Origin of the sequence: Brevundimonas sp. TWP3-1-2b1 (assembly GCF_049896165.1) — a bacterium.
Lineage (GTDB): Bacteria > Pseudomonadota > Alphaproteobacteria > Caulobacterales > Caulobacteraceae > Brevundimonas > Brevundimonas subvibrioides_B.
Genome location: NZ_JAFCTT010000007.1, coordinates 151,197 through 172,881 on the forward strand (window position 1 = coordinate 151,197; position 21,685 = coordinate 172,881).

The 21,685-nt window shown below is 68.0% G+C and carries 20 protein-coding genes and 1 tRNA gene; 5 read left to right on the plus strand and 16 right to left on the minus strand.

From position 1 onward, the window contains the following. Positions 1–13: 13 nt before the first annotated feature. From ACP7AB_RS08835 to folE, 10 genes are all read right to left on the minus strand, one after another. Complete coding sequence (locus ACP7AB_RS08835) at positions 14–634, minus strand: hypothetical protein (protein ID WP_425990051.1); 621 nt, start codon at positions 632–634, stop codon at positions 14–16. 68 nt (positions 635–702) lie between these two features. Beyond that, entirely contained in the window at positions 703–1,038 is a 336-nt protein-coding gene (locus ACP7AB_RS08840) for a hypothetical protein (RefSeq protein ID WP_425990052.1), read from the minus strand. Positions 1,039–1,333: 295 nt separating this feature from the next. Then, positions 1,334–2,863, minus strand: a complete 1,530-nt coding sequence (locus ACP7AB_RS08845; protein ID WP_425990053.1) for a UbiD family decarboxylase — start codon at positions 2,861–2,863, stop codon at positions 1,334–1,336. Between the two features lie 34 nt (positions 2,864–2,897). Then, a complete protein-coding gene (locus ACP7AB_RS08850) occupies positions 2,898–3,563 on the minus strand; it encodes a Pr6Pr family membrane protein (RefSeq protein WP_425990054.1) in 666 nt (221 codons plus the stop codon). Beyond that, the gene (locus tag ACP7AB_RS08855) at positions 3,563–3,811 is read right to left on the minus strand and encodes a helix-turn-helix domain-containing protein (protein WP_425990055.1); all 249 of its coding nucleotides are present in this window, start codon (positions 3,809–3,811) and stop codon (positions 3,563–3,565) included. Before ACP7AB_RS08855 ends, ACP7AB_RS08850 begins: the two co-directional genes overlap by 1 nt. Before the next feature lie 39 nt (positions 3,812–3,850). Continuing rightward, positions 3,851–4,696 carry an aldo/keto reductase gene (locus ACP7AB_RS08860; RefSeq protein WP_425990056.1) on the minus strand — a complete coding sequence of 282 codons (846 nt, stop codon included), beginning with the start codon at positions 4,694–4,696 and terminating at the stop codon, positions 3,851–3,853. Between the two features lie 62 nt (positions 4,697–4,758). Next, complete coding sequence (locus tag ACP7AB_RS08865) at positions 4,759–5,625, minus strand: alpha/beta fold hydrolase (RefSeq protein WP_425990058.1); 867 nt, start codon at positions 5,623–5,625, stop codon at positions 4,759–4,761. 52 nt (positions 5,626–5,677) lie between these two features. Next, positions 5,678–5,842: a hypothetical protein gene (locus ACP7AB_RS08870; RefSeq protein WP_425990059.1), complete on the minus strand. Its 165-nt coding sequence runs from the start codon at positions 5,840–5,842 to the stop codon at positions 5,678–5,680. Between the two features lie 111 nt (positions 5,843–5,953). Further along, entirely contained in the window at positions 5,954–6,394 is a 441-nt protein-coding gene (locus ACP7AB_RS08875) for a biopolymer transporter ExbD (RefSeq protein WP_425990061.1), read from the minus strand. Positions 6,395–6,578: 184 nt separating this feature from the next. Continuing rightward, positions 6,579–7,193, minus strand: coding sequence for a GTP cyclohydrolase I FolE (gene folE, locus ACP7AB_RS08880; RefSeq protein ID WP_303694410.1), 615 nt, complete (start codon positions 7,191–7,193; stop codon positions 6,579–6,581). A 155-nt stretch (positions 7,194–7,348) separates the two neighbouring features. On the opposite strand from folE, the gene cysS reads away from it, so the two are divergent. Beyond that, positions 7,349–8,758 carry a cysteine--tRNA ligase gene (cysS, locus tag ACP7AB_RS08885; RefSeq protein WP_425990063.1) on the plus strand — a complete coding sequence of 470 codons (1,410 nt, stop codon included), beginning with the start codon at positions 7,349–7,351 and terminating at the stop codon, positions 8,756–8,758. 33 nt (positions 8,759–8,791) lie between these two features. On the opposite strand, the gene ACP7AB_RS08890 is transcribed toward cysS, so the two are convergent. Continuing rightward, positions 8,792–9,880 carry an ABC transporter ATP-binding protein gene (locus ACP7AB_RS08890; protein WP_425990065.1) on the minus strand — a complete coding sequence of 363 codons (1,089 nt, stop codon included), beginning with the start codon at positions 9,878–9,880 and terminating at the stop codon, positions 8,792–8,794. Between the two features lie 238 nt (positions 9,881–10,118). Then, positions 10,119–12,263 carry a DEAD/DEAH box helicase gene (locus ACP7AB_RS08895; RefSeq protein ID WP_425990067.1) on the minus strand — a complete coding sequence of 715 codons (2,145 nt, stop codon included), beginning with the start codon at positions 12,261–12,263 and terminating at the stop codon, positions 10,119–10,121. A gap of 233 nt (positions 12,264–12,496) precedes the next feature. Here ACP7AB_RS08895 and ACP7AB_RS08900 point away from each other — a divergent pair, with 233 nt between their 5' ends. Genes ACP7AB_RS08900 through ACP7AB_RS08910 form a run of 3 tightly spaced genes read left to right on the plus strand, consistent with a single transcriptional unit; the run spans position 12,497 to position 16,887 of the window. Then, positions 12,497–14,881 (plus strand): caspase family protein, encoded by a 2,385-nt coding sequence (locus ACP7AB_RS08900; protein ID WP_426046132.1) that lies wholly within the window; start codon positions 12,497–12,499, stop codon positions 14,879–14,881. 31 nt (positions 14,882–14,912) lie between these two features. Next, entirely contained in the window at positions 14,913–15,296 is a 384-nt protein-coding gene (locus ACP7AB_RS08905; RefSeq protein WP_425990071.1) for a hypothetical protein, read from the plus strand. Between the two features lie 46 nt (positions 15,297–15,342). Further along, positions 15,343–16,887, plus strand: a complete 1,545-nt coding sequence (locus ACP7AB_RS08910) for a class I SAM-dependent methyltransferase (RefSeq protein WP_425990072.1) — start codon at positions 15,343–15,345, stop codon at positions 16,885–16,887. A gap of 4 nt (positions 16,888–16,891) precedes the next feature. Here the strand turns inward: ACP7AB_RS08910 and ACP7AB_RS08915 are convergent, their stop codons facing one another. From ACP7AB_RS08915 to ACP7AB_RS08925, 3 genes are read right to left on the minus strand one after another with little or no spacing between them, the layout of a single operon-like run. Further along, entirely contained in the window at positions 16,892–18,064 is a 1,173-nt protein-coding gene (locus tag ACP7AB_RS08915; protein WP_425990074.1) for an aspartyl/asparaginyl beta-hydroxylase domain-containing protein, read from the minus strand. Between the two features lie 41 nt (positions 18,065–18,105). Beyond that, positions 18,106–18,276: a hypothetical protein gene (locus ACP7AB_RS08920; protein ID WP_425990076.1), complete on the minus strand. Its 171-nt coding sequence runs from the start codon at positions 18,274–18,276 to the stop codon at positions 18,106–18,108. Beyond that, positions 18,273–19,646 carry an FAD-containing oxidoreductase gene (locus ACP7AB_RS08925; protein WP_425990078.1) on the minus strand — a complete coding sequence of 458 codons (1,374 nt, stop codon included), beginning with the start codon at positions 19,644–19,646 and terminating at the stop codon, positions 18,273–18,275. The genes ACP7AB_RS08920 and ACP7AB_RS08925 overlap by 4 nt, the downstream gene beginning before the upstream one ends. Before the next feature lie 275 nt (positions 19,647–19,921). On the opposite strand from ACP7AB_RS08925, the gene ACP7AB_RS08930 reads away from it, so the two are divergent. Beyond that, entirely contained in the window at positions 19,922–21,559 is a 1,638-nt protein-coding gene (locus tag ACP7AB_RS08930) for a M28 family peptidase (protein WP_425990079.1), read from the plus strand. A gap of 7 nt (positions 21,560–21,566) precedes the next feature. Here the strand turns inward: ACP7AB_RS08930 and ACP7AB_RS08935 are convergent. Beyond that, positions 21,567–21,641 (minus strand) — tRNA-Val (locus tag ACP7AB_RS08935). Positions 21,642–21,685: the final 44 nt, after the last annotated feature.

A 21,685-nucleotide genomic window follows, 5' to 3' on the forward strand; every position in this document is an offset into this window, starting at 1 on the left:
TTCTGGCAAGCCGTCATCCGGTCGGCAGCGACCATCCGCCGGCCGCGATCAGGGCCACGCCTGACCGCGCCACATTGAACATGCTGTAGGCGACCAGGACGATCAGGGCGCCGACGGCGACGCGACGCCAGGGTGCGAAGGCCGCCGTCGCTGTCCCCAGGCTGAAGACAGCGAAGCCGATCCATAACCGCGGCGAGGACAGGGAGGCGAAGCCCGCATCCGCCAGCATGAGGCAGATGAAGATGGTCACGACGATCAGATTGGCCGCGAGGATGCAGGTGAAGATCAGGCGCCGATGCGCCCAGAAATGGGTGTCCAGATCGATCCGCTCCTCGACCCCTTCGGCCGTCACGCGCGGGAAGGTCACGCTGGCGGCGACGTAGAAGGTGGCGGCCACGACGAGGCCGACGAACAGCAGGGCCAGGTTGAAGGGCGCGCCGCGAAAGATGGTCCAGGCCTGGCTCCAGAAGGTCGCCACGTCCATGGCCACGAACAGGGCCAGCAGCGGCGTCAGCCAGCCGAAGCGCACCCGCTGACGCTCGTGCAGCACGCGCGAGAATCCGCCGACCAGTTCGGCCACCGACAGGCCGAGCAGCAGGCCGTAGAAGCTGAAGAAGAATTCAAACGCGCTCACCGAGTCCCCCGACCTTTGCAGGAGGGACGCTAGCGAAGGCGACGGGGGCGGTCACCCCCGTTCGACGATCAGCCGCGACGGTCGCGCTTGCGGGTGAGGCGGTCGATGGTCCCCTGTTCGTCCTCGAGCCGCTCGCGTAGGTCTTCCATGCTGGAGATCTGTTCCGGGGTCGGCGCGGCCAAGGCTTCCAGCGTCTCGATCTGCGACTGCAACGCGAAGACGGCTTCCTCGGCCTCGAACAGCCGGTCCTCCTCGCGCGCGGTGAGGGCGGGGCGGGGGGCCTCGCGAAGACGGCGGGTGTCGCCGCCGCGGCCGGCCAGAACCTGGGCCTCGGCGGTCGCGGGGATGGAGACGGCGATCGGTGCAGCAAAGGCGATGGCGAGTGCGACGGCGGCGAACTTCATGGGGCGCTCCGGAAGAGAAGCTGCGACGCTATCCACAGCATTGCGGCGCTGTCATGCGAAAAACGCAATGCAGACACATTTCGGGTGAGCCGCAGCCTGTGTGACGCAGCGACGCCACGGTCAGCGGAACAGACCGGTGATCACAGGTCCGACGATCCCGGTCCGCTTTGAGCACGGAAAGGCCCCCGTGGACCGGACGCTGGAGGCGCCCGGCCTGGTCCTGAAAGGCGGCGGCTTGGCCCGGCTGACGGCTAACGGCTGAGCGATTGCGGCGCCTGCGACGACGGGGACCCGGCTATTTCCAGATCGGCGTTCCGTCACCCGGCAATCCGAGCCGGTCCCACATATCCGAGACCCGCTCCACGACCTCGGCGTCCATGCGGATTTCCTCGCCCCATTCCCGCTTCGTTTCCGGCGGCCACTTGTCGGTGGCATCCAGCCCGATCTTGGAGCCCAGGCCGCTCTCCGGGCTGGCGAAGTCCAGATAGTCGATCGGGGTGTTCTCGATCAGGGTGATGTCGCGGGCCGGGTCCATCTTGGTGGCCATGGCCCACATGACCTGTTTCCAGTCGCGGGCATCGATGTCGTCGTCCACGACGATGACCCATTTTGTGTACATGAACTGTCGCAGATAGCTCCAGACGCCCAGCATCACCCGTTTGGCATGGCCGGGGTAGGCCTTCTTCATCGACACCACGGCGATGCGGTAGGAGCAGCCCTCGGGCGGCAGCCAGAAGTCGGTGATCTCCGGGAACTGGGCCCGCAGCAGGGGAATGAAGACCTCGTTGAGCGCCTCGCCCAGCACGCTGGGCTCGTCCGGCGGGCGGCCGGTGAAGGTGGTCAGATAGATGGGGTCGCGGCGCATGGTGATGGCGCTGACCTGGAACACCGGGAAGGTCTCGACCGAGTTGTAGTAGCCGGTGTGGTCGCCATAGGGGCCCTCGGGGGCGTGCTCGTTCAGCAGCACATGGCCCTCCAGGACGATCTCGGCCTGGGCCGGGACCATCAGGGGCACGGTCTTGCAGGCGACCAGCTCGGCCTTGGCCCCGCGCATCAGGCCGGCGAACTGGTATTCCGACAGGGTGTCGGGCACGGGGGTGACGGCGGCCAGGATGGTGCCGGGGTCGGCCCCCAGCACGACGGCGCAGGGCAGGGGCTCGGTCGGGCGGGCCTTTTTGTGGCGGGCGTAGTGCTGCGCCCCGCCGCGGTGGGCCAACCAGCGCATGATGGCGCGGTCCTTGCCCAATACCTGCATGCGGTAGATGCCGAGGTTGAAGTCGTCCTCGCGGTCGTCCGAGGGCCCCTTGGTGACCACCAGACCCCAGGTGATCAGGGGGGCCGGCTCACCGGGCCAGCAGGTCTGGATCGGCAGCTTGCCGAGGTCGATCTGGTCGCCCTTGAGGACGATGTCCTGGACGGGCGCGGACTTGACCACCTTCGGCCGCATGGCGAGCACCGACTGGGCCAGCGGCAGCATGTCCATGGCGTCGGACAGGCCCCGCGGCGGGGTGGGGTTCTTGAGGAAGGCCAGCAGTTCGCCGACCTCGCGCAGTTCGGCGGCGGTGGTCCGGGATTTCTTGTCCAGCGTGACCCCCATGGCCACGCGTTTCACCGTGCCGAACAGATTGGCCAGGGCCGGGATGGGGCTGATCGAGCCGTCGGGCATGACCGGCTTTTCGAACAGGACGGCCGGGCCGCCGTTCCTCAGCAGCCGGGTCTGGATCTCGGTCATCTCCAGCACGGTCGAGACCGGCTCGGACACGCGGACCAGTTCGCCGCAGGCCTCCAGCTGGGCCATGAAGTCGCGCAGGGATTTGTAGGCCATCGGTCGCTTTCGGCTGGGCGGTCAGGGCGCCTGCCTAGGACGGCGTGACGGAACTGTCACCCTTGCCAAGCGCGCTCAGTCCGCGGTCCATCGCCGCGACGATCAGGCCGAGAACCAGGAAGAAGGCCAGCAAGGCGGTGAAGTTCACGCCCGCCCGAGCCCAGCCGAGCGCGCCGATATCGATGAACCAGTAGGGATACCAGCCGACCAACTGGCCGTGGATCACCGTCCAGAGGCCGTAGAGCAGGGGGTAGGCGAGCCACTTCACCGGGTCGATCCAGCGGAGCCGCCCCTTGGGCACGAACAGCAGCCAGTCGAGCACGAAGGCGATCGGCATGACGGTGTGCAGCACCTGATTGACGTAGACCAGCAGACCCTGAGGGTTCCAGGTTGCGTCCAGCAGCGTGTGATAGATCAGGCCGACGACGGCGATATACATGGCCACGGCGGCGCGAACCCCTTCGCTGGCCGTCCAGCGGCCGATGCGGCTGTCGGGGAACAGGGCCGGGGCGGTCAGGGCCAGGGCGACCAGCACATTGGTCAGCACCGTGAAATAGCTGAAGAAGACGACCGTCGAGCCGAAGACGGACCGCGTCCCCGCGTCCAGCGACAGCGCGTACTGGGCGAGGAGCCCGACCCAGCCGACGAGGGCGAACAGGATGCGCCAGCCACGCGCCGCGCCGTGCATCCCCTGGAGCATCAGTAGGCCGGGGTGTCGGAGACCAGGGCCCACATCGGCAAGCGCAGGCGGTTGGTGGCGGCGGCAATCTGGAGCGAGGTCAGATGGGCGCGGCCGGCCTCGGCGCGGCGCTCTTCCTGGGGGGTGATCTTCAGGGCCTCGGCGACGGCATCGACATCTACGCCGCGCTGTTCGCGCCAGCGTTTCAGGCGGGCCCCGATTGCTGCGTCACCCGGATCGATGCCGGGGAAACCGAGAACAGAGCCCATGGGTCGCCTCCTCGCGCGCCTATGCCGGCGTGTCCGGGCTCAATCCTTGTCCCATTTGAAGTCCTTGTCGAGCCAGTCGCCGAGGCGGCCGTCGGGGCGGGCGAGGGCGTGGATGCGGGCCATCTCCTCGTCGGCGAGCTCGAAATCCCAAATGTCGAAATTCTCGGCGGCGCGCTCGGGCTTCAGCGTGCGCGGGATGGCGATGACGCCCTGCTGGATCAGCCAGCGCAGAGTGACCTGGCCGTTGGTTTTGCCGTGGGCGCGCGCGATCTCGCCGATGACAGGATCACCGGCGATCTTGCCCTGGGCCAGGGGCGACCAGGCGGTGATGGAGGAGCCGAGCTCGCTGGCCGTGGCGCGCAGGGTCTTCAGCGACAGATAGGGATGGTACTCGACCTGGTTGGTGACCAGGCGGGCCTGCGACAGGTCTTGCGCCCGGCGGAACTCGGCGGAGGGGAAGTTCGACAGACCGATCGAACGGGTCAGGCCATTCGCCTTGGCCTCGTTCAGGGCACCCAGGGTCTCGGCGAAGGTCGGCGTCGTCCTGGGCCAGTGGAGCAGCAGCAGGTCGGGGGCAAAGCCCAAGCTGTTCGCCGATTCTTCGGCCTGGCGCAGCAGGGCGTCGTGCTCGAAGTGCTCGACCCAGATCTTGGTGGTCAGCCAGATGTCTTCGCGAGCGACCACGCCTGTTTCGATCGCGTCCCGGATGCCGTCGCCCACGGCGGCCTCGTTCTTGTAGATCCAGGCCGTGTCGATGTGGCGATAGCCGATGCGCAGAGCCTCGGCGACCATCCGCCGCGCGTCGGCGGGCTCGAGCTGCCAGGTGCCGAATCCGAGCTGGGGGATGGCGTGGCCGTCGACGGTCAGGGACAATTGTTCGGACATCGGGCGGCTCCGGCCAGGGTTCGCGGGAGGCTGGATATGGGTGGGCGACGCTCCAGCGCCAGCTATCGGCAGGCCAGCCAGTCGGAAATCTCGTCCCAAAGCGGCTCCATCCCCCGCCTGAACGCGCCCTCGTGGGCGATGCGGGCAACGCCATAGTCGGCCGGTTCGCGAACGATGAGCTCGCCGGGCGCGTTCGGATAGACCTCCAGCAGTCGCGGCGCTGTCTTGCGATTGGCGATGGGGTCGTCGGTGAAGATCCAGGACCGGATCGGCACCGTGACCTCGGCGAAATGGTTGGGCTGCAACGCCTTGCCGAGCCGATCCGCGAAATAGAGCGGGTCATGGCACCAGCGCCGCCAGGGCAGGAAGACTCCGCGCGGCAGGTCGGCGCCGCGCCACAGCTTGCCGCCCTTGATGTAGCCGTGGCGCGCCAGGCTCCACGGGCCATAGATCCACCAGAAGAAGATCTCGATCGGATTGTAGCTGCGGAAATGGTCGACCCAGTACCCCGAGCCGACGGCGACGAAGGCGTGGCGCTCGATCTTTGCGTGGTTCGGCATGAAGCCGGCGAAATGCCCGCCGACACTATGGCCGACATGGGCGACCGCCAGGTCAGGAAAGGCGGTGACCAGCGTGTCCAGGGCGGCCGGCATGTCGAGACGACCCCAGTCCTCATAGGTCATCTGCATGGCCGCGAGATCGTCCGGACGCGACGCGCCGATCCCCCGCATGTCGTAGATCAGGACCGCGGCGCCGCTCCCAGCCAGATGGCGGGCGAACCGTTCGTAGAACCCCATCGGAAAACCGGTGCCCGAGGTGACGAGCACCGCATGGGAGGGATTCGCCGGCGCGACCAGCCTGAGCGCCAGCCGATAGCCGTCCGCCGCCTCGGCCGTCAGATCGCGGGTGACTAATTCGGGGGTGTCCACGGCCGGTCCGTCCTGTTTGGAAACGAACCTGGCATGGTGACGTCGCGTCAGGTCAAGCGACGTGTGCGTAGGTCTTCGGCACGATCTTCAGCCGGCGCGCCTCGAGCGTCTTGCGGAGCCAGACCGGATCCACCGACGTCAGCCGGGCAAGGACGATGGGATAGCCGCGATCGTGGTCGGTGATGTGGAAGGTCGCGGGCTCGGCGTCCATCAGCATGTCGGGATGGTCCTCGCTGTCGTCCTCCGACCCCAGCCGCAGATGGCGCAGATGAAAAAGGCCGCGTCCCTTGCGAGACGCGGCCCTGATCGGTTTGAAAAGGCGTTAGGCCTATTCGATGTCTTCGTTCAGCAGGCCGACCTTGTAGAAGCCGTTCTTCTGCAGGTCATTCATGACTTCCATGAAGGCGTTGTAGCGGACTTCCGGCTCGGCGCGGACGAACACGCGCTCCTCCTGGCAGGCCGGCGAGCCGCCGCCCAGGGCGGCGCAGACGTCCACGGCCAGGGTTTCGATCGTGGTCTGCTGCTCGGCGATGAAGATCGAGCCCGTGTCCTGGATCGTAATGTAGACCGGTTCCTTGGGCTCTTCGCCGGTCGGCGGCGTCGCCGGCGGCAGGTCGAGGCGGATGGAGACGGTGGCGAGAGGTGCGGCGACCATGAAGATGATCAGCAGCACCAGCATGATGTCGACGAACGGCGTGACGTTGATGTCCGCGTTCTGGGAGATGGTCTTGCCACCTTGTCCGGCGGGACCTGCGAGCTTGGAGCCCATGCGTTGTTTCTCCATGGAGGCTCGGCCAGCGGGGCGCGAGCGACGCGTTACGGTTCGGACGGTTTCTTGGCGTCTGCCGCGAGGCTTGTAAAGCGGTCTCGGAAGGAAGTCGGTTCCTTGGGCGCGGTTTTCGCCCGAACGGGGAGAAATCCTCCTCCGCCGTGGGCGAAGGAGGATTTATCGATCAGCCCTTGGCCAGCTTCAGGAAGCGTTCGATCAAGGCCGGGTCCGACTTGAAGGCCCCCGTGAAGCGGGTTGTGATGGTCGAGACATGGCGGTGATGCACGCCGCGGGTCGTCATGCACTGGTGCTCGGCGTCGATCAGGACAGCGACGCCGGCGGGATTGAGGTTGTCCTCAAGCGCCTTGGCGATCTCCTGGGTCAGGGTCTCCTGCGTCTGCAGACGCTTGGAGAAGATCTCGACCACGCGGGCGATCTTTGAGATGCCCACGACCTTCTCGGTCGGCAGATAGGCGACATAGGCCTTGCCGAGGAAGGGGGCCATGTGGTGCTCGCAGTGGCTCTCGACCTCGATCTCGCGCAGCAGCACCATGTCGTCATAGCCCTGCACGTCCTCGAACGTGCGGCTCAGCTCCTTGGCCGGATCGGCCGCATAGCCCTCGAACCATTCGCCATAGGCGTCCACCACCCGTTTGGGCGTGTCCAGCAGGCCTTCCCGATCCGGATTGTCACCCGACCATGCGATCAGGGTGCGCACGGCGGCCAGGGCCTCCTCGCGGGTCGGGCGGGACAGATGATCGTTGCCGACGAGGGTCGGCCTGGAGGCGTTGGCGTCCATGAAGTGTTTTCTAAGCGACCAGTAGCGCCGGAACGAAGGTTCCGGATTGACGCGCGTCGCTCTCCCTATTCGTAACCACGGCTGTTCGCCGGGACCAGTCGGCTATATGGGACGCGCGCACCGTCCCGCAAGAAAACGAACTGCAACGCTTCAAAATGACGCTTTTCCTTCACGATACCCTCAAACGCGAGAAGCGGGTTTTTGTCCCGCGCGACCCGGAACGGGTGACTCTCTATGTCTGCGGTCCGACGGTTTACGACTACGCCCACATCGGCAACGCCCGCCCGCCCGTGGTGTTCGACGTCCTCGTCCGGCTGCTGCGGCGCGAATACGGGGCCGAGAGCGTAATCTACGCTCGCAACGTCACCGACGTGGACGACAATATCAACCAGAAGGCCGCCAAAGAGGGCGTGCCGATCGGCGAGGTCACGGCCCGCTACGAGGCCGCCTATCTGGCCGATATGGCCCTGCTCAACGTGTCGCCGCCGGACATCGCGCCCCACGTTACCGACCATATGGACGCGATCATCAAACAGATCGGCGAGATCGTGGACGCAGGCTGCGGCTATGCGGCCGAGGGCCATGTGCTGTTCGACGTGTCCTCCTATCCGGCCTACGGCGCGCTGTCGGGGCGGAACCTGGACGACATGATCGCCGGCGCCCGGGTCGAGGTCGCGCCTTACAAGAAGAACCCGCACGACTTCGTGCTGTGGAAGCCAGCCAAGGCCGATGAGCCCTCGTGGCCGAGCCCGTGGGGCGAGGGGCGTCCAGGCTGGCACATCGAATGCTCGGCCATGATCGAGAAGACCCTTGGCCTGCCGATCGACATCCACGGCGGCGGCATCGACCTGGTCTTCCCCCACCATGAGAACGAGATCGCCCAGGGCGTCTGCGCCCACGGTCACGCGCATGGCGAGGCCTCGCACGAGGAGTACAGCCGTTACTGGATGCACAACGGCTTCCTGACCGTCGATGCCGAGAAGATGTCCAAATCGGTCGGCAACGTCCTGTTGCTGCACGACCTGGTGCAGGCGATCCCGGGCGAGGTGGTGCGCTGGGCGCTTCTGTCGGCCCACTATCGTCAGCCGCTGGACTGGAACCAGTCGCTGCTGGATCAGTCGCGCAAGAACCTGGACCGGCTGTACGGGGCCCTGCGTCGCGCCGGGGCGATCGCGCCGCTGGGCGACATGCCGTCGCCGGAGTTCCTCGAAGCCATCTGCGACGACCTCAACACGCCCGGCGCCATGGCGACGATGTTCGCCCTGTCCAGCGAGATCGAGCGGGCCATGACGGCGGGGGATCACCACGCGGTGGGGATCGCCAAGGCCGAACTGGTCGCCTGCGGCCGGATCATGGGCGTGCTCCTGTCCAGCCCGGACCAGTGGTTCGAAGGCGGGGCGGACGAGTCGCTGAAGGCCGAGGTCGAGGGGCTGCTGGCCGAACGGGTCACCGCACGCGCCGAAAAGAACTGGCCCGAGGCGGACCGCATCCGCGACCGGCTGACGGCGCTGAACGTCGTGGTGATGGACGGTCCGACCGGTGCGACCTGGCGGCTGAAGGAGTAGCGGGTTTCCTTCTTCCGCAAGGGGAGAAGGGAATCACAGCCGCCTGAACGCCGCTCCGTTCGCGTCGAACAGGTGCGCGCGCGCCGGGTCGATGTGCAGCGTCAATGCCTCGCCGACCGCAGGACGGATGTCGCCGGACAGTTGCACCGTCAGGGTCTCGGGCGCACCGGCCTGAGAGACATAGGCATAGGTGGCGTTGCCCAGGGTCTCGACGAAGGCGGCCTTGACCCGGATCGCGTCGCCGGGGCCTGACAGCGTCAGATGCTCCGGTCGCACGCCCAGCATGACCGACTGACCCGCCCTGGCCGAAGCACCGTCGACGCTCACGCGAATGGTCTCGCCTGCGACGGTGCGCACGACGGCGCCTGCCGCCGACGCGTCGACCACCTCGGCCGGGATCAGGTTCATCTTCGGGCTGCCGATGAACTCGGCGACGAAGCGGGTGCGGGGGTGTTCGTAGAGCTCCATCGGCGCGCCGACCTGTTCGATCACCCCGCCGTTCAGGACCACGATCCGGTCGGCCAGGGTCATGGCCTCGACCTGGTCGTGGGTGACATAGATCATGGTCGTCCTGAGCCGCTCGTGCAGGGAGGCGAACTCGTAGCGCATGCGCACGCGTAACGCGGCGTCGAGGTTGGACAGCGGCTCGTCGAACAGGAAGACCTGGGGCTCGCGCACGATGGCGCGGCCGATGGCGACGCGCTGGCGCTGGCCGCCGGACAGGGCCCTGGGCTTGCGGTCCAGCAGGTCGACGATGTTCAGGGTTTCGGCCGCGGCCATGACCCGGCGCTCGATCTCGGCCTTGTCCGTCTTCGCCAGGCTGAGACCGAAGGCCATGTTCTGGCGCACGCTCATGTGCGGATAGAGGGCGTAGGACTGGAACACCATGGCGATGCCCCGGTCGGACGGCGACAGGGCGTTGACCCCCCGCCCGCCGATCGAGACCTCGCCCGCGTCGGCCTCTTCCAGACCGGCGATGACGCGCAGCAGGGTCGACTTTCCGCAGCCGGACGGACCCACGAAGACCACGAACTCGCCGTCGGCGATGGTCAGGTCGACACCCTTCAGAACCTCCGTCGCGCCGAAGCTCTTGCGAATGCCGCTTAGTGCGACGTCGGCCATGCGCGTTTCCTGTCCCCGGGGTCGTCTCTTGCCAGGACTGTAAGCGGTTACGCCGAGGCGCCCAATCACTTTCGTCTTTCTCCCTCCCACTCGGGGGAGGGTGGTCGGAGCGTAGCGAAGACCGGGTGGGGCGGGCCGGGCGATCCACACACCCCGCATAGAAAAGGCGGCTCGTCGCCGAGCCGCCCCCACCCCGTCGCTGCGCGACGACCCTCCCCCGAGGGGGGAGGGAGATCCTTTACCCGTTCGGCTTCTTCTTGCCCTTGAAGGGCTTCTTCTCGCCGGCCGGCTTGCCGTGCGCGTCCCTGGCGGCCCAGGGACGGTCGCCGCCCTTGGGCTTGCCCTTCCACGGCTTGTCCCCGGGCGCGGCCGGAGCGGCGTCGGAGGCGGGCGCCCAGGCGGTCTTGGGACGATCGGCATGGGGCTTCTTCACCCACGGCTTCTTGCCCTCGGGCGTCGGTGCATCCGATGTGCGCTTGACCCATTTGGGCCGTTCACCGTCGGCGGCGGCGGCCGGAGCCGTCTCGCGCTTGACCCAGGGCTTCTTCTCGCCGGCCGGCTTGTCCTCGCGCGGCTTCCAGGCGGGCTTGTCGCCATCCTCGCGGGGCTTCCACGCCGGCTTGTCCGCACGCGGGGCGCGATCGCCGCCCTCGGTCTTGTTGGCCCAGGGCTTCCGCTCCGGACGATCACCCTCATCGCCGGCGGGCTTCTTGTCCCAGCGGCTGGCGGGACGTTCCTTCGGACCCGGAGCCACGGCGTCGTTGACGGTCACGCCGTCCTCGGTCCCGGCCGCGATGGCGGCGCGGAACTTGGCTTCGGCCGCCGTGGTGATCTCGAACTTGGTCTCGCGGTCGAAGATCTTGATCGAGCCGATGTCGCCCTTGGTCACGTGGCCAAGGCGGCACAGGGTCGGCAACAGCCATTTCGGATCGGCGTTCTTGTCGCGACCGATGTTGATGCGGAACCAGACCATGTCGCCGCCTCGGGCGAAGTCGCGAAGCGGGCCGTCGGCCTGGCCGCGATCGTTCACGCCGCTGACCTGGGCGCGCTTCATGCGCTCGTCGTCATAGACCTCTTCCGGGGCCGGCAGCTTCTGGCGATAGAGACGGATCAGGGAGGCGGCGACCTGTTCGGGCGTGGTGCGCTCGAGCAGCAGACGACCCAGCTCCAGGGCTTCCTCGTCCTCGACCGGCGCGGTCAGGGCGGGATCAGCCAGCAGGCGTTCGCGGTCCTTCTCCAGGATCATCTCGGCCGACGGCGGGCCCGACCACTCGGCGACGATTGAGGCCGATTGCAGCATCAGCTCCACCTTGCGGCGGCGCGTATAGGAGACCAGCAGGACGGAAACGCCCTTCTTGCCCGCGCGGCCTGTCCGGCCCGAACGGTGCAGCAGGCCGGCCTTGTTGACCGGGATCTCGGCGTGGATGACCAGGCCCAGGTCGGGCAGGTCCAGACCGCGCGCGGCGACGTCGGTGGCGACGCAGACGCGGGCGTGGCCGTCACGCAGGGCCTGCAGGGCTTCGGAGCGCTGGCTCTGGGTCAGTTCGCCCGACAGGCCGACGACGGAGAAGCCGCGTTCGCGCAATGAAGAGGTCAGATGCTTCACCCGCTCGCGGGTGTTGGCGAACACCAGGGCGCCGGGGGCCTCGAAATAGCGCAGCACATTGACGACGCCGAGTTCAATCTCGTTCGGGGCGACGCGGATGGCCTTGTACTCGATGTCGGCGTGCGACTTGTTGCCGGCGACCGTGTCGATGCGCACGGCGTCACGCTGATAGGTCTTGGCCAGCTGGACGATGTCGCGGGCGAGGGTGGCCGAGAACAGCAGCGTCCGGCGCTCGGGCGGCGCGGCGTCGAGAATGAAGGTCAGGTCTTCCTGGAAGCCCATGTCCAGCATCTCGTCGGCTTCATCCAGCACGACGGCGCGGGCTTCCGACAGGTCGAGGGCGCCGCGTTCCAGGTGGTCGCGCAAACGGCCGGGCGTGCCGACGACGATGTGAGCGCCGCGCTCCAGCGCCCGACGCTCGACCTTGGGATCCATGCCGCCGACGCAGGAGACGATGCGCGCCCCGGTCTGGGCATACAGCCACTGCAGCTCGTTGGAGACCTGCTGGGCCAGTTCGCGGGTCGGGGCGATGACGAGGGCCAGCGGATTGCCGAAGTCGGTGAACTTCTCGGCGTCGCCGAGCAGGGTCGGGGCCAGGGCCAGGCCGAAGGCCACGGTCTTGCCCGAGCCGGTCTGGGCCGAGACCAGCAGATCGCGTCCGGTTCCGTCTTCGGCCTGGGACGCCTCCAGCACGGCGGATTGCACCGGGGTCGGCTCGGCATAGCCGCGTTCGGACAGGGCGCGGTCGAGCGCAGGATGACTGGCGGGGAAGGGCATGGCGGTTCCGTAGGGCGCCGGGCCTGAATTGGCGAGCGGCGCGGGGCGTTCGTAGGCAGCGAGAAATCAAGCAGGGGCGAGATTTCGCGGGGCAGGGCCTTTGGTCCCCGATCAAGGCCGAATGAGGGTGATGCGGCGAGATCGTGTCGGAATCTGACCCTCGTTCCGCGAGCCAGTGACACCGGGGCCGACAGGGGGCAATGTCCGCCGGTCTTTCGGGGGTTAGAATCGTCATGCGCAACGTCCTGTTTTCCACCGCTCTTTCGCTGTCGCTGGCGGCCGCCCCGCTGCTGACGGGACCGGCGATCGCCCAACAGCGACTACAGCCGGGCGGATCGGTCCAGGGCGACCTGTCGCGCGGCGACGACCAGCTCGATTCCGGCGAGTTCGTCGATGTCTACGAGGTTCAGGGCCGGGCGGGTCAGCCGCTGTCGGTGGTCATGCGCTCCGACGATTTCGACGCCTATCTGATGGTCCGCGGCCCGGGCGACTTCGAGGAAGACAACGACGACTCGGGCGACGACGGCACCAATGCGGGCCTCGACCTGCGCCTGCCCGCCGACGGGACCTATCGCATCACGGCCACGAGCTATGAGCCGGGCGAAAGCGGCCGCTATACCCTGTCGATGAGCGGCGCTGGAGCGGGTGCGCGCGCCCAGGCGACCGGCGGCGGTCGAGGCCCCCAGAACGCGGGCGGCGGCATGCTGCAGCCCGGCCGTGGCGCATCAGGCGCCCTGGCCCAGGGTGACCGCAGGCTGGAAGCCGGGGAGTTCGCAGACGACTGGGAACTGCAGGTCCGGCGCGGCGAGACCTACACCGTCAGTCTCGATGCCGGCGATTTCGACGCCTATCTGATGGTGCGGGGACCGGGCGGCCTCAGCGAGGACATTGACGACGATCCGGGCCAGCGCGGCGGCCGCAACAGCCGCCTGACCTTCACAGCCGTCGCCGACGGCACGGTGGAGATTTCGGCGACCAGCTTCGGCCCCGACGAGACGGGCCGCTACCAGATCCTGGCCGAACAGGGCGGACGCGCGCCCTATGCCGGGGGCGGCCGTCAGCCTCAGCCGACCTATCAACCGCCGTCGCGTCAGGCGGACGGCGTGATCCAGCTGGGCCAGACGATCAACGGGGCCCTCGGGCAGGGCGATCGCCAGCTGAACAGCGGCGAATACATCAACACCTACACCCTGCGCGGCCGTCGTGGTCAGCAACTGGACCTGCGCCTGTCGTCCCAGGCCTTCGACCCGTACATTGCCATCGAGGGACCGGGCCTGTCGGAGTTCAACGACGACGATCCGGACGCCGACGGCAGCCGCGACAGCCGCCTGTTCGTGACCCTGCCGCAGGACGGCGACTACCAGATCACGGCGACCAGCTACGAAGCCGGCGAACAGGGCTCGTATCGTCTGGCGGCCCTTCCGGCCGACGGCCGCGCGTCGCAGGGGCGTCCGCGTCAGGACTCCTACGTCGACGATCGCGGCCAGCGTCAGGACGTCGAGGGCGGTTCGATCTCCATCGGCGACACTGTCGGGGGCGCGCTTCAATCGGGCGACGAGCAGCTCGACAGCGGCGAATACGTCGACACCTTCACCTTCACCGGCCGGCGCGGCCAGCGGGTGGCGGCGGAGCTGACCTCCTCGGCGTTCGACGCCTACATCATCCTGACCACGCCCTCGGGCGAACAGCTGGACAACGATGACGGCGAGGACGGCACCAACAGCCGTCTGGACACGGTCATCCAGGAAGACGGCGAGTATCAGGTGATGGTCACCTCCTACGCCGCCGGCGAGACCGGGTCGTACCGGTTCTCGGTCGTTCCGAGCCAGGGATCGCCGCGCCAGGCGTCGGTCCAGGGCGGTCCGCGCGTGTTCGCCATCATGGTCGGTGTTTCGGACTATGGTGATGTCGCCAACGATCTTCCGTACACGGATGAAGACGCCGAGAAGCTGGCCGAGACGCTGCAGCGGGGCGGGGTGTTGAACCCCTCCAGCGTCGTGCTGACCAATGCCGAGGCCACCGTCGGCGGCGTGCGTCGCGCCTTCCAGGAGGTCTCTCGCCAGGCCGGACCGGACGACATGTTCCTGTTCTTCTTCTCCGGCCACGGCAGCCAGGAAGACACCCAGGCCAGCGCGGTGGAGCCGGACGGCCGCACCGAGTCCATCGTCCTGCGCGACGGCGAGATCACCGACCAGGAGATGGCCCAGCTGTTCGACGGGCTGAATACCCGCCTGTCGCTGCTGGTGCTCGACAGCTGCTTCTCCGGCGGCTTCGCCCGCAACGTGGTCGACCGCCCGGGCGTCATGGGCCTGTTCTCGTCCGAGGAGGACCTGACCAGCGCGGTGGCCGACAAGTTCGAGGCCGGCGGTTATCTGTCCCACTTCCTGCGCGCCGGTCTGGCCGGGGCGGGCGATGGGGACGGCGACGGCGCCGTGACGGCGGGCGAACTGGCCACCTATCTGCGCCGCCAGTTCGTCGCCGAGGTCGATAACGTCGAGGCCGAGACCATGGAAGGCCAGCGCAACTACCAGAATCTGGTCATCGACCGGGGCGGGGTGCAGGTGGACGACGTCGTCCTGCGCCTGGCCTCCAGCGGCTATAGCTCTGGTTCTCACTGAGCCTGTCCCGATTTTAGTAGGAGTAAAGCCAATGACCATCCTTCGCGCCGTCGCCGTGGCCGCCGTCGTTCTCGCCCTCGGAGCCTGCCAGCAGCAGGCGGCCAGGGCCCCGGCCATCCCCGAGACCCCGGTCGCCGAGGTGGTCAGCGGCGCGACCGGCGTGGATCAGGCGGTCGCCTGCATGGCCTATCTGGCCCTGAAGCAGGGGGCGCTGGAGGCCCTGACGCCTCCCGGCGACGTCACCGCCGTCCGCGCCGCGATGAACGACTGGGAAGGCCTGGCGCTGACGTCGATGACCCAGGACGAGGTGACCCAGTATTTCGCCAGCTCCTTCGCCGTCGAGGACGACGCCTCACCCGGGAAGATCGAGGTCACCTCGGCCTGGTGCCTGGCGAACAAGCCCGCCGCCTCCTGATACATGGGCCTCGCCTCGCGGGGCTCGTCTGGTGCATGAGGGGCGCATGAGCGCGACACCAGGTGACAGCCAGGGCCACTACGCGGAGCTGGAATACACTGCCGGCTACTACCACGAGCTGGGGCCGGCCCATCTGCGGTTCTGTGGCCTGATCGCGGGGGTCGATGTCGCCGTTCCAGAGGCGCCGACCTACCTCGAACTGGGCATGGGGCAGGGGGTGTCGCTGGCGGTTCACGCCGCCGCCAACCTTGGCGACTATTGGGGCGTCGACATCAATCCGGCCCATGTCGCGACTGCGCGGGAGCTGGCGGCCTCGTTCGACGGCGCCCTGCATCTGGACGCCCGGAGCTTCGAGGCCTTCGCGGCCCGGGACGACCTGCCGCGGTTCGACGTCATTACCCTGCACGGAGTTTGGAGCTGGGTTTCGGACGCCAGCCGGCGGGTCATCGTCGACCTGATCCGGGACCGGCTGAAGCCCGGAGGCGTCGTCTACTTGAGCTACAACTGCCAGCCGGGCTGGGCGTCACGGTCGCCGGTGCGCCACCTGCTGAAACTGGGCCATGCCGCGCGATCGGGCGGCGACGCCGAGGCCCGGATCGAAGCGGCGCTGGAGTTCATGGAGGATGTCGCCGCCGCCGACGGCCGCTTCTTCGCCGAGAATCGCCCCGCCGCCAGCCATGCCGCGTCCCTGCGCAAGGTCGGCGCGCAGTATCTCGGCCACGAGTATCTGAACGCCGACTGGCACGTCCCGTATTTCTCGGAGGTGGCCCAGGCCCTGGCAGAGGCGGACCTCGGCTTCGTCACCTCCGCCCGCCTGCTGGACCGGGTCAACGCCATCCATCTCGCGCCCGCCGGCGTCGCCCTGCTGGACCGGCAGAAGGATACGGTCCTGCGCGAGTCCGTCCGCGACTTCCTGGTCAACCAGCAGTTCCGCCCCGATGTCTTCGCCAAGGCCGCACGCACGCTGTCGCCTTCCGAACAGGCGGCGCGCCTCGACGCCCAGGCCTTCGTTCTCATCTGCGGGCTCGACGAGATCGACTTCCAGCTGACCGGCGCCCAGGGCGATGTCGTTCTGTCCGAAACGACCTACGGCCCCCTGGCCGTCGCCCTGGCGAACGACGACTTCCGCCCGAAGACCACCACCGCACTGATGGCGGCCTCGGGCGTCTCGGGGCTCCGACGCGGCGACGTCATCGCCGCCCTGATCAACCTCGTGGGCATGGGCGTGCTCAGGCCGGCCCAGGCCTTCACCCCCGAAATCCGCGCGCGATGCGACGCCTGCAATCGCCTCGTCCTTGACCGCGCGGTGACCGGGCCGCACCTGAAACATATGGCCTCGCCCGTGACCGGCGGCGGCATCCTGACGCCCCGGTCGGCCCAGCTGTTCCTGCGCGCCTGGCTCGCCGGCGCCCGCACGACGGACGAGATCGCCCTCTCGGTCTGGCAGGTGTTCGAGACCACGAACGAACGGGCCATGCGCAACGGCCACGAGGCGGCTACCCGCGAGGACAATCTGGCCGCACTCGCCGACATGGCGCGCCGCTTCCTCGACCAGACCGTGCCCCTCTATCGGGCCCTTGCGATCCTGTAGCCGATCAGTCCCACGACCCCGTCGGCGGCGCATAGGCGTCCATCGACTGCAGCAGGGTCGAGATCAGCCGCCGTTCTTCCTCGTCCAGCTCGGGGCGCCAGACGTCGAAGATCAGGACGATCCGCGTGCTGTCGCTGCGGTTCCAGGCCTCGTGTTCGATCGAGTCGTTGAACATCCAGGCCTTGCCTTTTTCCCAGGTGCGGGTCTGGTTGCCGACGCGGAACACACAGTTCGGCGGCACGATCAGCGGCAGGTGGCACAGCAGCCGGGTATTCACCACGCCGGTGTGAGGCGTGATGTGCGCGCCGGGTTTCAGCTGCGAAAAGTTGATCAGCGGCGAGCGGCCGTTCACGTGGCACAGGGGGGCTGCGTTCATCACCGCCATCGTGTCGCGGAAGCGGGCGACGTTCTCCGTCTCCCGGCCATCCTTCCACAGGTAGTAGGAACTCCAGTCCATGTTGTCGGTCAGTTTCGACGGCGCACGAATGATCATGTCATCCTTGGACTGGACGTAGGGCTCGAAGGCCTTGTCCTCGTCGATGACGTTCATGACTTCCGCAGCGACGGCATCCGTGGCGTCCTCGACCGCGTCCATCCACGGCGTCGCCTCGCGGGGATAGAACTCCACGTCCGGGAGACCCGGATAATAGAGAAAGCGTGGTTGCTGGACGTACAGCTTGCGGCGGCCGGTCAGGACCTCCAGGGCGTGGGTGAACCGCTCCGGCGCCTTGCCCTCGCGATAGCCGGCGTCGGCCAGTTCGGAGCGTACGAAGCCCTCCAGATCGGTCTTCAACTGTTCCCGTCGCGCCCTCGTTCGGGCCACGCCCGCGACGAGGTCCGGAGCCAGGGAGGGATGGCCGGCGGCCGCCGCCTCGACCAGCCCGAAATGCGCATTGGCCTCTCTGCGCTCGCCCTTGGCCGCCAGAGCCTCGGCCTTGACCAGCAGGGCTCGCAGCTGGCGCGGATCAAGCTGTAAAGCGCGGTTCGCCGCGTCCAGCGCCGCATCCGTCTCGTGCAGATTCCAGAGGGCGGTGGCGAGCAGGGCGTGGGCGCCGGCATCGGCCCGGCCCGTGGCCGTGGCCTCTTCCAGCCGCGCCCTGGCGGCGCGCCAGTCGCCGGCGCGGAACGCCGCCATCGCGGCTTCGAGAATGGGACGGTCGTGAGGAAGCCACTGCATGGCGCGTTCCTAGCGCGCGTCCGCCTTCGCCTCAATCACCGTCAGACGCAGCGCGGGATCGGACCCGGCTGCGGCGTCCGGTCGGGCAGGTCGACGAAGGCCTCGTGCACAGAGATGCGCCCCATCGATCCGGTCTTGAGGCATTCCTTGCAGCCCCTGGCGCCCGGGGTCACGGCGTTGACCGTCGTCAGGTGTCCGCAGCGGTCGCTCATGACACCGGTTTTCTTTCGCCGACGATCGTGGGGATCAGTTCCGACACGGTCGGGTGAACATGCACCGTGTGCTGCAGGGTGGACGCTCTGGCCCCTGATGCCATGGCGTTAACGACGGCATGGATCGCCTCGTCACCGCCGGGGCCGAGGATGGCGCCGCCCAGAATGGCCTGGGTGTCGGCATCGATGACGATCTTCATCAGCCCCCGCGTCTCGCCCTTCTCGATGGCGCGGCCGACCCGGGTCATGGGACGGACCCCGACCTCGATCCGGTGACCGGCCGCCAGCGCCTGAGCCTCTGTCAGCCCGACCCGACCCAGAGGCGGATCGACGTAGAGGGCGTAGGTGTCGATCCGGTCGGTCACCTTCCGGTTCGCGCCGGCCAGCAGGTTGTCGGCCACGATCTCGAAATCGTTGTAGGCGGTGTGGGTGAAGGCCCCGCGCCCGTTGCAGTCGCCCAGCGCCCAGATGCCGTCGACGGTCGTTCGCAGCTGGTCATCGACGGTGATGGCGCCCCGGGCATCGACAACGACCCCGGCCTTGTCGAGGTCCAGATCGTCGGTGTTGGGCCGCCGCCCGACGGCCAGCAGGACGTGGGTTCCCAGCACCTCCGGCTCGCTGTCGGTGCAGTCGACGCCGACGGCGATGCGGTCGCCGCGCGTGGCGAAGGTGAGGCATTCAGCCTTCAGCCGGAAGCGGACGCCCTCGGCCTCCAGCGCCGCCTGGATGGCCTCTGAGATGTCCGCATCCTCGCGCTGGATGATCTGCTCGCCCTTCTCGACGACAGTCACCTCGGAGCCGAAGCGCCGGAACATCTGGGCGAACTCCAGTCCGATATAGCTGCCGCCGACGACGACCAGATGCTCCGGCAGCTCGGTCAGTTGCAGGATCGTCGTGTTGGTCAGGACCGGAACGTCATGCACGCCCGGCATGTCGGGAATGACCGCCCGTCCGCCGAGGTTGAGGAAGATCCTGGGGGCGGTGATCCGCGACTCGCCGACCTGCATCTCTGTCGGCGACAGGAAGCGTGCGTGGCCTTCCAGCACGGTGCAGCCCTTCATCCCGTCAAGCCAGCCGCGGACGCCGCCACTGGCCGTGTCGACGACCTTGTCCTTCCGCGCCATCACCCTGGCGAAGTCGATCGAGACCGGGCCGGCGAGGACGCCGAAATCCCCGGCGCGGCGGGCGATGTGGGCGGCGTGGGCGCTGGCGACCAGGGTCTTGGTCGGCATGCAGCCGGTGTTGACGCAGGTGCCGCCGAACCGCCCGCGCTCGACCAGACAGACTGTCTGGCCCGCCGCGACCAGCCGTTCAGCCAACGGCGGCCCGGCCTGACCCGCGCCGACAATGATGGCGTCATAGGCTTTCATCGGGACCCTGTATCAGATCAGAGCGATAATCAGCACAGCCCCGCCGACCGCGACGACGTCCTCGATCAGGGCAGCGGGCAGATCGCGGCCGAACGCCGAGGTCAGCCGCGCCCGGGCCTCGGCCCCGCATAGGTCCCGATCACGACTGAGTCTGGACCTTGCCCTGATGTACGCGCCGGGCGAGGCTCATAGCGAACAGTGTTCGCTCACCGTATCGCTCGACAGCGGCGAACCGGAGGATCAGGGTCAAGGCCCAGTCGTTGAATGAGCGCCCCATGTCCGCACGCCTCCGCCTCGCCGTCCTCGCTGCCTGCGTCGTTTCCGCCTCGGCCGCCGTCGCCCAGGAAGGCCGGGTCGATCCGGAGCGGCTGAACGCGGCCGTCGCCGTGCTTGCCGGGGATGAGTTCGAAGGCCGCGCCCCGACCACGCCGGGCGAGGAGAAGTCGGTCACCTGGATCGCGGGACAGTTCCGGGCTCTGGGCCTCGAACCCGCCGGCGACGACGGGACGTATTTCCAGGCCGTGCCGATCAACCGCTTTGTTCAGGACGGACCGGCGGTGATCACCGCCAGGGCCGGCGGCGAGACGATCACGCTCCAGCGCGGGACCGACATCATCGCCAACAGCCACCGGCCCCAGGAGCACATCACCATCACCGAAGCGCCGGTGGTCTTCGTCGGCTACGGTGTGAACGCGCCCGAGCGCGGCTGGGATGACTTCAAGGGTGTCGATGTGCGCGGCAAGGTCGTGCTGATGCTGGTCAACGACCCGGACTTCGAGGTCGCCGGCGACAGCCCTACGGCCAACCGTTTCGACGGCCAGGGCATGACCTGGTACGGACGCTGGGTCTATAAATTCGAGGAGGCGGCCCGTCGCGGTGCGGCGGCCGTCTTCGTGATCCATGAGACGGCGGGCGCCGGCTATCCGTGGAACACTTTGCAGAACTCCTCCACCGCCCCCGGCCTGGACATCGTCCGCGCCGATCCGGAGCGCGAGCGGGTTCAGGCCCAGGGCTGGATCCAGCAGGCGCAGGCGGCCCGGTTGATGACGGCGGCGGGCCTCGACTATGCGACCTTGAAGACGGCGGCCCAGTCGTCGGACTTCCGGCCCGTGGCGCTGGACGGGGTGACGATGTCGCTCGATTTCGGCCAGACCTTCAGCCGCCTGACGACGCGCAATGTCGCCGCCCGCCTGCCCGGAACGACCCGTCCTGACGAGACCGTCATGTACGGGGCCCACTGGGACGCCTACGGCCGCGCGGTCGCCAATGCTGCCGGCGACGACATCTATAACGGCGCCGTGGACAACGCGACGGGCGTAGCGGCGGTGCTGGAACTGGCGCGGCTCTATGCGGAGGCGCCGCGCACCGACCGCTCTGTCCTGTTCGTCTCCTGGGCGGCGGAGGAGGCCGGGCTTCTGGGCGCCTACTACTATGCGGCGCATCCGCTGGTTCCGCTGGAGACCACGGTGGTCAACATCAACATGGACAGTTTGCTGCCCGGCCCGGCGTCGTCCGAGATCGTGGTCATTGGCTTCGGCAAGACCGACGCCCAGAACCGGCTCGCCGATCTGGCGTCGGAGGAGGGGCGGTCCCTGATCCCCGATCCGGCCCCCCAGGTCGGCGCCTTCTATCGCTCGGACCATTTCCCGCTGGCCAAGATGGGCGTCCCGGCCCTGTTCGCCGCGGCCGGCTTCACCGGCGCCTCGGACGCCAGCCGCGCCTATGTCCGCGACCGCTATCACCAGCCGACCGACGACTGGTCCTCAGACTGGTCGATGGACGGGGCGGCCCAGGATGTGCAGTTGCTTTACCGGGTCGGCCGGGGCCTCGCGAACGGCCGTGACTGGCCCGCCTGGACTTCGGGCAACGAGTTCGAAGCCGTGCGTCAGGCCACGGCGGCGTCTCGGGAGTAGGGGAGAATGGTGGATGCTGCAGGGATTGAACCTGCGACCCCCTCGGTGTGAACGAGGTGCTCTCCCGCTGAGCTAAGCATCCATCTCGGGCCCCGCAGGCAAGGCGCCAAAGCAGGGAGGCGCGGA

Excerpts from the sequence above, each read along its gene's own strand:
- ACP7AB_RS08840 (WP_425990052.1), bottom strand. The coding sequence starts at position 1,038 with ATGAAGTTCGCCGCCGTCGCACTCGCCATCGCCTTTGCTGCACCGATC.
- ACP7AB_RS08845 (WP_425990053.1), bottom strand. The coding sequence starts at position 2,863 with ATGGCCTACAAATCCCTGCGCGACTTCATGGCCCAGCTGGAGGCCTGC.
- ACP7AB_RS08850 (WP_425990054.1), bottom strand. The coding sequence starts at position 3,563 with ATGCTCCAGGGGATGCACGGCGCGGCGCGTGGCTGGCGCATCCTGTTC.
- ACP7AB_RS08855 (WP_425990055.1), bottom strand. The coding sequence starts at position 3,811 with ATGGGCTCTGTTCTCGGTTTCCCCGGCATCGATCCGGGTGACGCAGCA.
- ACP7AB_RS08860 (WP_425990056.1), bottom strand. The coding sequence starts at position 4,696 with ATGTCCGAACAATTGTCCCTGACCGTCGACGGCCACGCCATCCCCCAG.
- ACP7AB_RS08870 (WP_425990059.1), bottom strand. The coding sequence starts at position 5,842 with ATGCTGATGGACGCCGAGCCCGCGACCTTCCACATCACCGACCACGAT.
- ACP7AB_RS08875 (WP_425990061.1), bottom strand. The coding sequence starts at position 6,394 with ATGGGCTCCAAGCTCGCAGGTCCCGCCGGACAAGGTGGCAAGACCATC.
- folE (WP_303694410.1), bottom strand. The coding sequence starts at position 7,193 with ATGGACGCCAACGCCTCCAGGCCGACCCTCGTCGGCAACGATCATCTG.
- cysS (WP_425990063.1), top strand. The coding sequence starts at position 7,349 with ATGACGCTTTTCCTTCACGATACCCTCAAACGCGAGAAGCGGGTTTTT.
- ACP7AB_RS08890 (WP_425990065.1), bottom strand. The coding sequence starts at position 9,880 with ATGGCCGACGTCGCACTAAGCGGCATTCGCAAGAGCTTCGGCGCGACG.
- ACP7AB_RS08895 (WP_425990067.1), bottom strand. The coding sequence starts at position 12,263 with ATGCCCTTCCCCGCCAGTCATCCTGCGCTCGACCGCGCCCTGTCCGAA.
- ACP7AB_RS08900 (WP_426046132.1), top strand. The coding sequence starts at position 12,497 with ATGCGCAACGTCCTGTTTTCCACCGCTCTTTCGCTGTCGCTGGCGGCC.
- ACP7AB_RS08905 (WP_425990071.1), top strand. The coding sequence starts at position 14,913 with ATGACCATCCTTCGCGCCGTCGCCGTGGCCGCCGTCGTTCTCGCCCTC.
- ACP7AB_RS08910 (WP_425990072.1), top strand. The coding sequence starts at position 15,343 with ATGAGCGCGACACCAGGTGACAGCCAGGGCCACTACGCGGAGCTGGAA.
- ACP7AB_RS08915 (WP_425990074.1), bottom strand. The coding sequence starts at position 18,064 with ATGCAGTGGCTTCCTCACGACCGTCCCATTCTCGAAGCCGCGATGGCG.
- ACP7AB_RS08920 (WP_425990076.1), bottom strand. The coding sequence starts at position 18,276 with ATGAGCGACCGCTGCGGACACCTGACGACGGTCAACGCCGTGACCCCG.
- ACP7AB_RS08925 (WP_425990078.1), bottom strand. The coding sequence starts at position 19,646 with ATGAAAGCCTATGACGCCATCATTGTCGGCGCGGGTCAGGCCGGGCCG.
- ACP7AB_RS08930 (WP_425990079.1), top strand. The coding sequence starts at position 19,922 with ATGTCCGCACGCCTCCGCCTCGCCGTCCTCGCTGCCTGCGTCGTTTCC.